A 14059-nucleotide genomic window follows, 5' to 3' on the forward strand; every position below is an offset into this window, starting at 1 on the left:
GCGTCCACGCGCTGCCGCCGTACCCGGGCCTACTTCCGGAACTGGCGGGCGCCCGCCTTGTTGCAGCGGTCCCAGAAGATGACGCGGTCGTCGGGGTTGCTGGCCCACTCGCCGCGGCAGAGGTAGCCCTCCAGCAGGGTGTTCTCGTCGTACGAGTTCAGCGTGCAGTTCACACCCGCGGTGTCGGCGCCGGTGCTGTCCCAGCAGGCCACGCCGTTCGAGACGCCCGGCCGGTGCACGAACAGCAGCAACGAGTGGCCGTCGGCCTCCTGGTCGTTGACGTGCATGACGTTGCCGGTGTCGGTGTAGCTCGCCGTGCCGATGTTGTTCCCGTCGGCCTTCTCCCACAGCCAGGTCACCGCGGCGCTGGCCTGGGTGGCGGTCAGCGTCAACAGTGCGGCCGTGGTCACCAGTGCCGCGCCTACTCGGGTCGTCGTTCGCATCAGGTCGTCCCCTTCGCTGGAGTTACCGGACCCGGGCGGTGGATCCGGCGGGCCTCAGCGTCGCCGGGGGCCGCCGGTGACGGCGAATCGGTTGCAGGTTCCTGCAATCGCGCGGTCGTCGAGCGCCTTCAGCCGGCCGTACCGCACACCCGCCGCGAACCGGGTCGCGACGTCGAGGACGTCCAGCAACCGCGCCACCTCGTACCGGACGGTCCGCACGCTGAGGCCGAGCTGCTCGGCGATGTCCTCGTCGGTGCAGCCGTCCTCGAGTTGCTCGGCGATCACCCGCTGGCGCGGGGTCAGCCCGACCATCCGCTCGCGGAACTCCGAGGCTCGTACGGCGGTCTCCCGCACGGCCCGCAGGTACTGCCCGGTCGCGTTCACCGCCTCAGGGCAGCGCAGCACCATCAGGCTGCGCCGACCGTCGACGACCGGGCCCTCGACGACAACGCGCTCCCGGTCGAGCAGCTTGACCTGCAGCGCGCCGTCGGCCAGGTGGTACGGCATGTCCTCGGCCGCGACGATGAAGTCGGTGACCTGCTCAGCGCCGCCGCTGGTGTCGAAGTAGCTGGTCATCCGTACGCCGCGCTCGACCAGCAGCCGGTTGAACGCATCGCTCCGGCGGAACCCCTGCAGCGTCTGGCAGCGCGTCGACGTCACCGCGACCAGCTCCTCGGAGCGCCGGCACTGGTCCTGCAACCAGTCGCGCAACGCGTCGGCGTCGTCCCCGAAGACCTCGACCTCCGCCGTACCGTGGCCCGCGGACCACTCGTCGCAGCTCCGGGCCCGCACGACCTGCAGCCGCAGCGAAGCGTCCAGCACGACCTGACGACTCGTCGAATGACTCATCCCACCCCCCGTGGCGATCAGACCCCCAGCAGATGGTCTCACGCACAGCGGGTTATCGCTCGCCTCAGGTGTGTCACTCCCAGGGCGACGGTGGTGGCGGCGGTACGACGGCCGGCCGGTCCTCGCACCAACTGGCGCCGGTCCAGCCGCCGTCGTTCCCGCCGAGCAGGCGGACGTCGAACTCGGGGGAGCCGTCGAACTGGAACGTGCCGCAGTTGTTCACGAACGGCGCCCCGACGTTCCGCGCGTCGACGTTCTCGAACGTCGCCCAGCCGCCGACCCGCGCGTTCACCACGTTGGTCCCGGTGCCGTCGACCTTGACGTTCCGGACGGCGACGTCGGTGATCGCGTAGTCGTCCTTCACCGGCCAGTCGACGACGAACAGCATGGCGTTGTACGTCGAGTCCAGGAACGAGCTGTCGGTGATCTCGATCGCGCCGGACATCGTGGACTGCAACGCGTACAGCCAGATCGCGCCGAGCCCGAGGTTCCAGTTCAGGTCCCGCGGACCGCCGCGCACGGTGGTGTTGCGGGCGAACGTCAGCGTGCCCTCGAACGGCGTCGCGTTGAACCGTGAGCCGGCGTGCAGCGTGCTGCCCTCGCGGATCGGGTCGGCCACCAGGTTGTCGGTGACGGCGTTGTCGCGGCCGCCGTAGATCGCGATGTTGTTCGCCAGCACCGGCGTCTGCACGGTGTTGTGGTCGTACACGTTGTCGTGGTTGACCAGGCCGGCGGCGTTGGCCTCCGACCACATGGCCAGCCCGTCGTCGCCGCTGTTCCGGACGAAGTTGTTGGTGGCCCTGACGTTCGAGACGCCGAGGTGCAGATTGATGCCGTCGGCAATCGCATCGGTGATCACGTTGTTGCGGATCAGCAGCCCGTCCATCGGCCCGTCGAGCCAGATGCCGACCTTGGTGTGGTGCAGGTACAGGTTCTCGATCGTGGAACCGCCGCCGATCGAACCGCCGATGCCGTTCACCTGGTCGGTGTCGATCCGTTCCCGGACGTCGCTCTCGATCGCGAAGTCCGACAGGTGGACGCCGGTGCTCCCGCCGTCGGCGGCGTACTTGCCGTAGAACCCGGGCGCCGTGTGCACGGACTTGTCGGGCGCGGGCTCGGCGAGCGGCAGCACCTTGCCCTTGATGATCGTCCACCAGTTGCCGGCGCCGCGGATCGTCACCTCGTCCACGATGATGTGCCGGTTCACCTGGAAGGTGCCGGCCGGGATGAACACCGACCAGCCGAGCTTCTGCGCCGCCGCGATCGTGCGCTCGATCGCCGGCGCGGCGTCCCGCCGGCCGGTCGGGTCGGCGCCGAAGAGCCGGACGTCGAGGGACTGCTTCGGCTGCCGCAGCGGTGCGCCGACGAGCTCGAAGTCCGCGACGTCGAGCACGGTCCAGGCCGCCGGGGTGTGCCGCGGTACGGCGAACCGGATCCGGTCGCCCGCCCGGTACGTACGGTCCAGCCGGACCCGCTGCTCGTCGTAGAAGTGGTTCGGCCGGAACGGTTTCGCCACCGGGTCCGGCTCGGGCTTCCACCAGCCCGGGTGCGGATCGACGTCCGGGTCGTTGGAGAACGGGTACATCCCGTACAGCCAGGCGTACTCCGAGGTCAGCGTCATGGTCTGCTTGCGCTTCCCGTTGACGCTCACGTCCAGCGGCGCGGTGATCCCGCCACCGCCCGGCGCGTCCGGGATGCTGTACCGCAACGTGAACGCGTTGGCGGGCTCGGTCAGCGTGAATTCGACGTACTGCTTGGGTTGCAGCCGTACGGCGGTCCGCCCGGACGCTTCGGCGGGGAGCGTGTACGCCTCCCGCCCCGGGCCGATCCGCTCACCGGTGAAGACGGCGTTCTCCGCCTCCTGCTCGACGAACGGTACGTCGGCGCCGCGGCCCGCGACGAGTGCCGGGTCGAGACCGGCGCGGGTGATCCGCGGCGCCGGCTGCGCGGCGGCCGGATGGGACGTGAGTACGGAACCGAGGAACGCGGCCGCCACGGCGAGCGCGATCAAGGGCGAACGGGACATCGGCGGATCCCCTCCCGGACGAAATGTGTCTGGAGGTTATGCACCGGACGAGCGGCGCGCAAGATCTCGACAGGTCAGAGAAATTTCCGGACCATGAAGACGTCGACGGGATCCTCGCTGTCCACCTCGAAACCGTGCCGCTCCTACAGCTTGCGCGCCGGGCTGCCCTGCAGGACGTTCAGCCAGACGGTCGCGCCGTCGGCGTCCGCGCGGTCCAGGGCGTCGCGCAGCACCGCGGTGCCGAGGCCACGGCCCTGGTGGTGCGGTGCGAGGTAGAAGTGCTCGAGCCAGCGGCGGTCGCCCGCCGGCCGCATCGTGATCGAGCCGGCGAACTCGCCGTCGACCTCGATGATCTGCAGGTACTCCGGCTGGTACGCGTCGCGCAGCCGTTGCCGGACGCGGTGTTCGTCGTACCGGCCGAGGCGTTCCAGGTCGGGGCGCATCACGACCGCCCGGAGCTCGACGAGCTCATCGAGGTCGTCGGGGGTCGCGGGGCGCAGGGCCCAGGTCATGGGGCCTCCCGTTCTGGACTGAGGAGCGGAGGGAGCGCAGCGACCGGAGCGACGAGGGAAGAACGGGAGTAACAGCCCCATGACCCGTCGCGACGGAGTCGCGACATCAGCACTGTCATGGCAGCTCCGGTTGTGGGTCGGGGCGCAGCGCGCGGAGCCAGAGCTCGGTCTGGGCGATGTGGGCGGAGGCGGCGGTGGCGGCGGCGGCCGGGTCGCGGGCGGTGATCGCGGCGAGGATCGCCCGGTGGCCGCGATCGCTGGTCTGTTTGATCGCGTCGAAGTCCGCGCCGGGTTCGAAGATCCGGTAGTGCCCGCCGCGGCCGCGAATCACGTCGGTGAGCGCGGTGACCGTCGGGTTGCCGCCGGCGGTGCAGATCAGGCCGTGGAACTCGGCGTCCAGGTGCTGGATCTCGGTCGCGTCGGTGGTCGACTCGAGGCGGTCGAGGACCTCGGCGAGCCGGCCCGCGAGCTCCGGGTCCTGGCGGGCCGCGGCGGCGGCGGTGGCATGCGACTCGAGCACCCGGCGGACCTCCAGGAGCTCCAGGACGCCTTCGAGCGGGATCAGCTCGACCGACAGCGAGAACCGGCTGATGATCGCGGCCGGGTCGAGCGCCGAGACGTACGTACCGGAGCCGTGCCGGGACTCGATCACCCCGAGCGCGCCGAGCGAACGGACCGCCTCCCGCAGCGAGCTCCGGGACACGCCCAGGTGGTCGCACAGCTCCGGCTCCGGCGGGAACTTCGCCCCCGGGCCGAGCTCGCCGGACGCGATCATCTGCCGCAGCCCGGCCAGCGCCTTGTCCGTAGCAGCCATCTTCCACCTCCTGTCGCAGCGTAAGTCCTCAGACCATTCTCGGTCACATCTCGCCGCCTGCCGCTGAGGCGATCGCTTTGAGGTGGCAATTCGTCAGACGTTTGCTCGCAGGAACCCCGACACGTCGGCCGCCCGCCAGCGCCGCGCCGCGAGCTGCTCGTACGGCGTCCCGCCGCTCACCCAGACCGTCGTCATCCCGCGCTCGTGCGGCCCGGTCAGGTTCACCTCGAGATCGTCGAACATCGCCGCCCGCGCCGGGTCGATCCCGAACGACGCCAGGAACGCGTCCAGGCTCTCGGCGTACGGCTTGGGGATCAGCTCGCCGGCGAGGATGTCGAAGACCCCGTCGATGCAGCCGGTCAGCCCGAGGCGGCCGAGCACCTGCTCCGCGTGGTACGCCGACCCGTTCGTGTACACGTACCGCCGCCCCGGGAGCTCGCCGAGTACCTGGGCGAGCTCGGGATCGGGACGCAGTACGGAGTAGTCCATCCGGCGTTCGAACGCGAGGAAGTCGTGCGGGTCGATGGTGCCCGTCACCATCGCGCCGCGCAGCGACGTACCGTACGCCGCGATCAGCTCGGCCTGGATGCCGCGGGCGCCGGCGAGGTCGGTCCCGTAGTACTGCGCGACGGTCGACAGGATGCCGTGGGTGAGCTGCTCGGCGAGGGCGGAACCGGCCGGATAGAGCGTGTTGTCCAGGTCCAGCACCCAGGTCTCGATGTCCGCCAGCACCCGACCAGGGTAGGTGACAGACTGGGAGCGTCACCGACGGGAGGACTGCACCATGCCCGAGAGGCCCACGAGGCCCACTGCGCTAGTCACCGGGCCGACGACCGGGATCGGCCGGGCGTTCGCCGACAAGCTCGCGCGCGAGGGGTACGACCTGGTGCTGGTGTCGCGGGACGAGGCGCGCCTCAAGGAGGTCGCCGCCGAGATCACCCGGCTGCACGGTGTCGAGTGCGAGGTGCTGGCCGCGGACCTGACCGACAAGGACGACCTCGCCCGCGTCGAGGAACGCTTCCGTACCGGGCCGATCGAGGTCCTGGTGAACAACGCCGGCTTCGGGCAGAAGAAGCCGTTCTGGGCGAACCCGATCGACGTCGAGGAGAAGCAGCTCGACCTGCTGGTGCGCGTAGTCATGCGGCTCACCCACGCGGCCGTCCTGCCGATGATCGAGCGCGGGTCGGGTGCGGTGATCAACGTGTCGTCGGTGGCCGGGTTCCTGCAGCGCAACATCTACAGCGCGCACAAGGCCTGGGTGACCACGTTCTCCGCGGGCCTCGCGGTCCAGCTGCACGCCAAGGGCGTTGCGGTGATGGCGTTGTGCCCCGGCTTCGTGCACACCGAGTTCCACGAGCGGATGGGCATGGACAAGACGATCATCCCGTCGTTCATGTGGCTGGACGCCGACGACCTGGTCGACGCCGCGTGGAAGGACTTGATGCGCGGCAAAGCGATCTCGGTCCCCAGCGCCCGCTACAAACTGCTCATGCTCGCCGCCCGCTTCACCCCACGGGCCCTGATCGCCCGCGTCTCGACCGTCGGCCTGGACGGGCGGCGCCGCTAGAGCTTTTCGGCGACCTCGGTGAGGACATCGAGGGTCGCGGTGATCAGCGGGTGGTCGGCGCGGCTGGCGCGGACGGCGGCGTAGACGCGGCGGGCCGGGGCCGGGTCGGCGAGGGGGCGGATCACGGCGAGGGTCGGTTCGGGGACGGCGAGGCGTGGGACGAGGGAGACGCCGCCGCCCGCCGCGACCAGGGCGGCGACGGCGCGGAAGTCGTCGGACTGGTGCACGATCCGCGGCTGGAAACCTGCCTGCTCACAGGCGAGCAGGACGACGTCGCGGATCGGGTTGCCGGGTGCGGTCATCACCCAGTCGTCCGCCGCGAGCATGCTCAGCTCGATCGTGTCCTGGTCCGCGGCCGGGTGCGCCGGCGGCAGGACGGCGACGAAAGGCTCGGCGTACAAGGGGATCCGGGCCAGCCGCCGGTCGTCGGGGCGCGGGGAGCCGCGGTGCTCGACCGCGATCGCGAGGTCGGCGTCGCCGTCGAGCAGGTAGGTGATGCCCTGGTGGCCTTCGGCGTCGCGGACCACGAGGTCGAGGCCGGGCGTGGTCTCGCGGAGCCGGGGCAGCGCCGGCGCGACCAGCAGCGAGATCGCGGTCGCGAACGCGACGACGCGGACCTCGCCGTTCGCGCCGTTCGCGTGCAGCCGCATCGCGTCCTCGGCGCGCTCGACCTCGGCGAGGATCGTGTCGGTGTGGGCGAGGAGCAGGCGGCCGGCCGAGGTGATCGCGACCCGGCGGCCGCGGCGTTCGAGCAGCTCCTGGCCGACCTCCGACTCCAGCGCCGCCAGTTGCTGGGAGACCGCCGAGGGCGTCAGGTGCAGCACCTCGGCGGCCGCGGTCACGGTCCCGTGGTCAGCTAGCGCGCGCAACACCCGCAGGCGTCGTACCTCGATCACGGACCTCAGCTTGGCACAGGTCGTCGCCCGGGCCGCTCGCCACCAGTTTCAGTTCGACGGCCGGACTGGGCGGACGGGCCGCCGTACGGCGGTCGGACCAGCGGCGGAGGGCGTCGCGGAGCGGGTGACGCACCGGGACATGCGGGCGCCGCGGGGCGTTCGGCAGTGCGGAGTGCGTTTCTTCGTGGACCGTCTTGATGACGGAGTAGGGCACGTACAACACGGTGGTTCCTTTCGACACTTCGACAGTAGGAACCAGGCGTTGATACGTCCAATGAAAGTTCTGCGCGGAGTTGATGTGTCTGGTGCATGATAGGTCGCATGGAACTGCGCCAGCTCAGATCGTTCGTGGTGGTGGCCGAGGAGATGAACGTCGGGCGCGCGGCTGTCCGGCTGCACCTGACGCAGCCGTCGCTCAGCCGGCAGATCGCGGCGCTCGAGCACGATCTGGGCGTCGAGCTGTTCGCCCGGGTGAAGCGGCGGTTCGTGATGACGGCGGCGGGGGAAACGTTCCTGGCCGAGGCGCGGGACCTGCTGCGCCGGGCGGACGAGGCGGTACGCGCGGCGCAGCGGACGCAGCGCGGTGAGCTCGGGACGCTGCGCCTGCGCTTCGTGCAGTCGGCGACGTTCGAGGCGTTGCCGCGGTTGCTGGGCGCGTTCCGCCGCGCGTATCCCGAGGTGGTGCTGGACCTGGAGTCGTCGACGACGCTCCGGCAGACCGAGGCGCTGCGGGACGGCCGCATCGACGTCGGACTGCTGCGTCCGACCGCGCCGTCCGGCGGCGGAAAGCAGGCGGGGCCGACGACCGTCGTACGACTGGCGCCGGGGTTGTCGTCGCGGGTGGTCGCGGAGGACCCGCTGGTCGCGGTGCTGCCCGCCGGTCACCGGCTGACGCGGCGGAAGCGGCTGCGGCTCGCCGAGCTGGCGGACGAGCCGTTCGTGTTCTACTCGCGGCCGAGCGGGCCGACGGTGCACGACACGATCGTCGGCTTCTGCCGGGCGGCCGGGTTCACGCCGCGCATCGAGCAGGAAGCGGCCGACGTCCAGACGATCATCTCGCTGGTCACCGCCGGCCTCGGCGTCTCGCTCCTCATCGGCCCGACCCCGCCGTCGAACCCGGACGCCGTCGTGTACCGCGAGTTGTCCGACGACCTGCCGCCGTGGCAGCTCTCCGTGGCCTGGTCCCCGGACAACCGCTCGCCCGTCCTGGCGCGCTTCCTCGAACTGCTCTAGCCGAAGACGTCCGGGTCGCCGCCGGTGCGGACGCCGGTCTCCAGGTCCGCGATCGCGGCCATGTCGTCGTTGTCCAGGCGGAAGTCGAAGACCTCGAAGTTCTCCTGGATCCGGCTCGGAGTCACCGACTTCGGGATCACCACGTTGCCGAGCTGCAGGTGCCAGCGGATCATCACCTGGGCCGGCGACTTGCCGTACTTGTCGCCGATCGCCTTCAGCACCGGGTTGCCGATCAGCTCGCCGGAGGCCAGCGGGCTCCAGGCCTGCGTGACGATGTCGTTCTCGGCGTTGAACGCGCGCAGCTCGTCCTGCGGCAGCGCCGGGTGCAGCTCGATCTGGTTCACCGCCGGGCGGATCGTGGTCTCCTCGAAGATCCGCCGCAGCGCGGGCTCGTGGAAGTTCGAGACGCCGATCGCGCGCACCCGCTTGTCGGCGTACAGCTGCTCGAACGCCTTCCAGGTGTCGACGTACAGATCGCGCTGCAGCGACTGCCAGTGGATCAGGTACAGGTCGACGTACTCCAGGCCGAGCTTCGCCAGGCTCTGGTCGAACGCCTTCAGCGTGCTGTCGTAGCCCTGGTCGTCGTTCCACAGCTTGGTGGTGATGAACAGCTCGTCACGCGGGATGCCCGACGCGGCGATCGCCCGGCCGACACCTTCCTCGTTGCCGTAGATCGCGGCGGTGTCGATGTGCCGGTAACCGGTCTCGAACGCCGCGGTCACCACGTCGGTGACGATCGCGTCCTCGACCTGCCAGACCCCCAGGCCCAGCTGCGGGATCTCGACGCCGTTGTCCAGAGTGATGGAGGGGACTGTGTTCATCTACCCATTCCACCCGGCAAAAGGTTTCCGGCCCAGTCATCTGACGTGTGACAACAACCTCATTAACCGTTCGTAACCACGGCGAAGGACTTCGCAGCGGGCTCCAGGAACCGGAGCAGCCCGTCGCCCTCCCGCTCGAGCTCGGCCTGGGTCTTCTTCGGCGTCCGGCCGAACGGCGTCAGGGTGAGAGTGGCCACACCACGCTTCTTCTCGCTCGCCCACAGCCCGGCGACGAGGCCGTCGACGGTGTACGTCGCCTTCACCCGCAGGTTCTTCGTGAACACGGCCGGCTTGTGCTCGTCCGCGATGATCCGCTCCCGCTTCGCGTGCGACAGCAGCACGTTGTCGAACTCCGGCAGGAACCGCACCGGCGCGGGCGTCTCCGCGTCGGGCCGGGGCGCGTCCGGTACGTCGTACAGCGTCTTGCCGGACTCGTCCTCGAAGGTCTCCAGCTCCAGCTCGTCGAACAACGGCTTCGCCTTCTGTAGTCCGGACCAGGTCTGGAAGTCCGCGGGCGTGGCCGGGCCGAACGCACTCAGATACCGCGTGACGAGCTCGCTCGTCTCGGCGCGCTTGTGGAGCTTCTTGCCGATCCACTGCTCGGCGGGCGTGAACCGGGAGTTCGCCGTCCAGGACCACCGGACGTCCGCCGGGTACATCACCAGCGGCACCAGCATCCGCGTGCAGAATCCGAGCGCCCGCTCGTTCACGTCCGGGAACTGCTGCTGCAGGGCGTTGCGCACCTCGGTGAACGTCAACGGCTCCTTCGCGAGCAAGGCCTCGGCCGCGGCCACGACCTTCTCCGGCTCCAGCCCCGCCGCCCGCTCCCCGAGCACCCGCAACCCCGCCTCGAGCACCGGCGTCACCGTCCGCCGGAACCGCAGGTAATCGCCCGCCGTCACCAGATGCAACGTCCCCCGGAACATGGTCGCCCGGACTACTTCCCGAGCCGCCACGGCCCGATCGAGCTCGACCCCCTCGAACCCGACGACCCGCGACCACAACCCCACATAAGGATGCTTGGCCTCCTGCCCCTGCATCCCCACCAACCGCCCCACCACCTCGACAGCCGAAGCCTCGACCCGCTCCAGCAACAACTGCCGGGCAAGCGTCGCCCGATTCACCGCCCGCGCACTCATCACCGCCATACCCGCATCCTGCCCGGCGGCACCGACAACTGTCAGTCCCGTCCCGGTGCCACGACGGCAAGGGAGTTCCGGCGACAGGCGTCCGCGAGGCGCTCGTCGTACGTGACGACGAGGTCCGCGTCGATCAGCACCGCGGTGGCGAGATGCAGCGCGTCGAGGCTGCGCAGGACGAGCGGTTCGATGCGGCGGGCGACGCTCACGACTTCGCCCGTCATCGGGCGCTCGTCCATCCCGGACATCGCGTCGTCGATGAGGCTGCCGGCATCGGCAGGTTTCTTCACCCGGGCCAGGACCACCCGGGACACCTCGACCCAGGCGAGCGACGACGAGGCCAGCAGGTCGCCTTGCTCGTAACGCGCGTCGAGGAAATCGACAAGGTCGGTGGACTCGTCCTCGACCACGACCCGCTTGATCAGCGCGCTGCTGTCGAAGTAGACGCGCATCAGAAGCGGTCGTCGCGGTCGAGCAGCTCGAGGGTGGAGGTGCCTTTCGGCAGCCGGAGTCGTGGGGTCACCCTGCGATACGGGACCCGGGCAGGCTGCACCGCACGGGCCGCCCGCGCGCGTTCGCGATCGCCCGTCGGGTCCTCGTGGTCGATCAGGTGCAGCCGGCGGCCGAGCGCGTCCCGGACGATCTCCTGCTGGGACTGGCCGGTGCGTTCCGCCTCCGCCTGCAGGGCCGCCGCCACCTCGGGGGCAAGTCTCAGGTTCATGGCCACACGGCGATGGTACCGCAATTGGTGCCGCAAGTGGTACCAGACGGTACCGGAGTCAGCTGTAGTCGTTCTCGTCGTACTTCGGGAGGTTCAGGAGCTGGCGGATCTGGGCTGACGGGGACTTGATGCTGGTGGCTTGTTGTACGTGGGTGGCCATTTCGGACTTGCTGTTGCTGGCGGCGGCTCGGAGCCAGTGGGGGCGTGCGGCCGCATCGGCCTTGGCCAGGGCGCGCATCTGCGTGGACACTCGGGCGGGCCAGACGGTCGAGCGGAGCGCGGTGTATTCGGCCAGGTTCGCCGCTGCGACGGCCTTGGCGCGGTTCTGCAGGGTGGGCAGCGACATGTTCTCGTTCGCGGCCTGCTCGAAGCGCTCGAGCGCCACGTTGTACGGCCGGGTGATCGCCAGGTACTTCGTTCCGGCCCCGGTGACGCTCAATGCCTTGGGAGTCGATCGCGCGACCGGCACGCTGCGGTCCGGGGTACCCGGGGTGTACGCCGGCATCTCGGGCGTCGGGGTCGCGGACACGGTGTTCGACGACGCGGGCGACGGTGCCGTGACGGGCGGTCCGGCGTCCGATCCACAGCCGGCAACGGCCAGCAGACCTGCAACTCCGACGACGGCCAGCATCTGGCGCATGAAGGCTCCTCACCCAGGCGGACCGGGCAACTCTAGCGGCGGCCCGCCTGACACCTCCGGCGCTGTCCGCCCGGCGCTACCCGGCGAGTGCGGCGCGGGCCTCGGTGAAGGCGGTGATCGCGCGTTCCACGTCCGCGGTGGAGTGTGCCGCGGAGAGCTGGACGCGGATGCGGGCCTTGCCCTGCGGGACGACCGGGTAGGAGAAGCCGATGACGTAGATGCCGAGGTCGAGCAGCTTGTCCGCGAGCCGGCCGGCCTCGGCGGCGTCGCCGATCATCACCGGGGAGATCGGGTGGTCGCCGGGCAGTACGTCGAAGCCGGCCTCGGTCATCTTGCTGCGGAAGAGCGCGGTGTTCGCGGCGAGCTTGTCGCGCAGGTCGCTGGAGCCGCCGATCAGTTCCAGCGCCTTCAGCGAGGCGGCGGTCACCGCCGGGGCCAGCGAGTTCGAGAACAGGTACGGGCGGGACCGCTGCCGCAGCAGCTCGACGATCTCGCGGCGCGCGGAGACGTAGCCGCCGGACGCGCCGCCGAGCGCCTTGCCCAGCGTCCCGGTGACGATGTCGACGCGGTCCTTCACGCCGAACAGCGACGGCGTACCGGCCCCGTCCGGCCCGACGAACCCGACCGCGTGCGAGTCGTCGACCATCACCAGGGCGTCGTACCGCTCGGCCAGGTCGCAGATCTCGTCCAGCGGGGCGACGTACCCGTCCATCGAGAACACGCCGTCGGTCGCGATCAGCCGGTACCGCGCGTCCGCCGCGTCCTTGAGCTGCGCCTCGAGGTCGGCCAGGTCGCGGTTCTTGTACCGGTAGCGGCGCGCCTTCGACAGCCGGATGCCGTCGATGATGCTGGCGTGGTTGAGCTCGTCGGAGATGATCGCGTCCTCGGCGCCGAGCAGCGTCTCGAAGAGCCCGCCGTTCGCGTCGAAGCAGGAGCTGTAGAGGATGGTGTCCTCGGTGCCCAGGAAGTTGCTGAGGGCAGCTTCGAGGTCCTTGTGGATCTGCTGGGTGCCGCAGATGAAGCGCACCGAGGACAACCCGAAGCCCCACCGGTCCAGGGCCTCCTTGGCGGCCGCGACGACCTCCGGGTGGTCGGACAGCCCGAGGTAGTTGTTGGCGCAGAAGTTCAGTACTTCGTTGCCAGTGGCAACGGAGATCAGCGCCTGCTGGGGTGAGGTGATCACCCGCTCGGACTTGTAGAGCCCGGCGTCCCGGATCTCGCCGATGGTGGTCGTCAGGTCGTCCCGCATCGATGCGAACATCAGTGCTTCTCCTCCAGCGATTCCGTCGTCCAGTCCATGATCACCTTGCCGCACTGCCCGGCGCGCGCGACGTCGAACGCCCGCTCGAAGTCGCCGTACCCGAACCGGTGGGTGATCACCGGCGTCAGGTCCAGGCCGCGCTCCAGCATCACCGACATCGAGTACCAGGTCTCGAACATCTCCCGGCCGTAGATGCCCTTGATGGTCAGCATGTTGAGCACCACCGTGCTCCAGTCGATCGCGATCTCGTCCGCCGGCAGCCCGAGCATCGCGATCTTCCCGCCGTGGTTCATGTTCGCGATCATGTCCCGCAGCGCGGCCGGCTGCCCGGACATCTCCATCCCGACGTCGAACCCCTCGCGCATCCCGAGGCTCTGCTGCGCCTGCGCGATCGACTCCTCCGCGACGTTCACCGCCCGGGTCACGCCGATCTTCCGGGCCAGGTCCAGGCGGTACTCCGAGAGGTCGGTGATCACCACGTTCCGCGCACCGGCGTGCAGCGCGACCGCCGCGGCCATCACCCCGATCGGCCCGGCGCCGGTGATCAGCACGTCCTCGCCGACCAGCGGGAACGACAGCGCCGTGTGGACGGCGTTGCCGAACGGGTCGAAGATCGCGGCGACGTCGAGGTCGACCGGATCCTTGTGCACCCACGCGTTGCTCGCCGGCAGCGCGACGTACTCCGCGAACGCGCCCGGCACATGGACACCGAGGCCGCGGGTCTTGATGCACAGGTGCCGACGCCCGGCCCGGCAGTTGCGGCAGCGGCCGCACACCAGGTGACCCTCGCCGCTGACCAGGTCACCGACCGCGACGTCGCGGACACCGACGCCGATCTCGACCACCTCACCGCAGAACTCGTGCCCGGTCACCATCGGCACCGGCACGTTCTTCTGCGCCCAGTGGTCCCAGCTCTGGATGTGCAGGTCGGTGCCGCACAACCCGGTGCGGAGCACCTTGATCAGGACCTCGTCGGCCTCGATCTTCGGCTCCGGTACGTCCCGCAACCACAGGCCGGGCCTCGCCTCGGCCTTCACCAGTGCCTTCACGGCACCCACCTCCAGTACGACGATCGTCCACATCGTCGTCCTGGGCAACCAGCGGCGTCCATCGACACGTCGTGCACAGCCTTTGCAG

The 14059-nt window shown here is 70.0% G+C and carries 16 protein-coding genes; 2 read left to right on the plus strand and 14 right to left on the minus strand.

Annotated features, from left to right (window positions below; translation table 11 throughout):
* Positions 1 to 29: 29 nt before the first annotated feature.
* From ABN611_RS14160 to ABN611_RS14185, 6 genes are all read right to left on the minus strand, one after another.
* Positions 30 to 443 (minus strand): hypothetical protein, encoded by a 414-nt coding sequence (locus ABN611_RS14160; RefSeq protein WP_350280325.1) that lies wholly within the window; start codon positions 441 to 443, stop codon positions 30 to 32.
* 54 nt (positions 444 to 497) lie between these two features.
* Positions 498 to 1292, minus strand: a complete 795-nt coding sequence (locus ABN611_RS14165; RefSeq protein ID WP_350280326.1) for a LuxR C-terminal-related transcriptional regulator — start codon at positions 1290 to 1292, stop codon at positions 498 to 500.
* A gap of 73 nt (positions 1293 to 1365) precedes the next feature.
* Positions 1366 to 3318: a glycosyl hydrolase family 28-related protein gene (locus tag ABN611_RS14170; RefSeq protein ID WP_350280327.1), complete on the minus strand. Its 1953-nt coding sequence runs from the start codon at positions 3316 to 3318 to the stop codon at positions 1366 to 1368.
* A gap of 143 nt (positions 3319 to 3461) precedes the next feature.
* Positions 3462 to 3830: a GNAT family N-acetyltransferase gene (locus ABN611_RS14175; RefSeq protein WP_350280328.1), complete on the minus strand. Its 369-nt coding sequence runs from the start codon at positions 3828 to 3830 to the stop codon at positions 3462 to 3464.
* A gap of 115 nt (positions 3831 to 3945) precedes the next feature.
* Positions 3946 to 4644 carry an FCD domain-containing protein gene (locus ABN611_RS14180; protein WP_350280329.1) on the minus strand — a complete coding sequence of 233 codons (699 nt, stop codon included), beginning with the start codon at positions 4642 to 4644 and terminating at the stop codon, positions 3946 to 3948.
* 93 nt (positions 4645 to 4737) lie between these two features.
* Positions 4738 to 5376 (minus strand): HAD-IA family hydrolase, encoded by a 639-nt coding sequence (locus ABN611_RS14185; RefSeq protein WP_350280330.1) that lies wholly within the window; start codon positions 5374 to 5376, stop codon positions 4738 to 4740.
* Positions 5377 to 5428: 52 nt separating this feature from the next.
* Here ABN611_RS14185 and ABN611_RS14190 point away from each other — a divergent pair, with 52 nt between their 5' ends.
* Positions 5429 to 6211 (plus strand): SDR family oxidoreductase, encoded by a 783-nt coding sequence (locus tag ABN611_RS14190; RefSeq protein WP_350280331.1) that lies wholly within the window; start codon positions 5429 to 5431, stop codon positions 6209 to 6211.
* On the opposite strand, the gene ABN611_RS14195 is transcribed toward ABN611_RS14190, so the two are convergent.
* The gene (locus ABN611_RS14195; RefSeq protein ID WP_350280332.1) at positions 6208 to 7107 is read right to left on the minus strand and encodes a LysR family transcriptional regulator; all 900 of its coding nucleotides are present in this window, start codon (positions 7105 to 7107) and stop codon (positions 6208 to 6210) included. The genes ABN611_RS14190 and ABN611_RS14195 overlap by 4 nt on opposite strands.
* A 321-nt stretch (positions 7108 to 7428) precedes the next feature.
* Between ABN611_RS14195 and ABN611_RS14200 the strand changes: the two genes are divergently transcribed.
* Positions 7429 to 8340 (plus strand): LysR family transcriptional regulator, encoded by a 912-nt coding sequence (locus ABN611_RS14200; protein ID WP_350280333.1) that lies wholly within the window; start codon positions 7429 to 7431, stop codon positions 8338 to 8340.
* On the opposite strand, the gene ABN611_RS14205 is transcribed toward ABN611_RS14200, so the two are convergent.
* The 7 genes from ABN611_RS14205 to tdh all read right to left on the minus strand — a co-directional run bounded on the left by ABN611_RS14205 (position 8337) and on the right by tdh (position 13971).
* Entirely contained in the window at positions 8337 to 9161 is an 825-nt protein-coding gene (locus tag ABN611_RS14205; protein WP_350280334.1) for an aldo/keto reductase, read from the minus strand. The two genes, ABN611_RS14200 and ABN611_RS14205, sit on opposite strands and share 4 nt — an antisense overlap.
* Before the next feature lie 62 nt (positions 9162 to 9223).
* Positions 9224 to 10309 carry a winged helix DNA-binding domain-containing protein gene (locus ABN611_RS14210; protein ID WP_350280335.1) on the minus strand — a complete coding sequence of 362 codons (1086 nt, stop codon included), beginning with the start codon at positions 10307 to 10309 and terminating at the stop codon, positions 9224 to 9226.
* Positions 10310 to 10341: 32 nt separating this feature from the next.
* A complete protein-coding gene (locus ABN611_RS14215) occupies positions 10342 to 10752 on the minus strand; it encodes a type II toxin-antitoxin system VapC family toxin (RefSeq protein ID WP_350280336.1) in 411 nt (136 codons plus the stop codon).
* Positions 10752 to 11021 carry a ribbon-helix-helix protein, CopG family gene (locus ABN611_RS14220; protein WP_350281639.1) on the minus strand — a complete coding sequence of 90 codons (270 nt, stop codon included), beginning with the start codon at positions 11019 to 11021 and terminating at the stop codon, positions 10752 to 10754. Before ABN611_RS14220 ends, ABN611_RS14215 begins: the two co-directional genes overlap by 1 nt.
* Positions 11022 to 11079: 58 nt before the next feature.
* Entirely contained in the window at positions 11080 to 11661 is a 582-nt protein-coding gene (locus tag ABN611_RS14225) for a hypothetical protein (RefSeq protein WP_350280337.1), read from the minus strand.
* A 76-nt stretch (positions 11662 to 11737) separates the two neighbouring features.
* Positions 11738 to 12922 carry a glycine C-acetyltransferase gene (locus ABN611_RS14230; RefSeq protein WP_350280338.1) on the minus strand — a complete coding sequence of 395 codons (1185 nt, stop codon included), beginning with the start codon at positions 12920 to 12922 and terminating at the stop codon, positions 11738 to 11740.
* Positions 12922 to 13971, minus strand: a complete 1050-nt coding sequence (gene tdh, locus ABN611_RS14235; RefSeq protein ID WP_350281640.1) for an L-threonine 3-dehydrogenase — start codon at positions 13969 to 13971, stop codon at positions 12922 to 12924. The genes ABN611_RS14230 and tdh overlap by 1 nt, the downstream gene beginning before the upstream one ends.
* Between the last annotated feature and the right edge of the window lie 88 nt (positions 13972 to 14059).

The organism is Kribbella sp. HUAS MG21 (assembly GCF_040254265.1).
Classification (GTDB): Bacteria; Actinomycetota; Actinomycetes; order Propionibacteriales; family Kribbellaceae; genus Kribbella.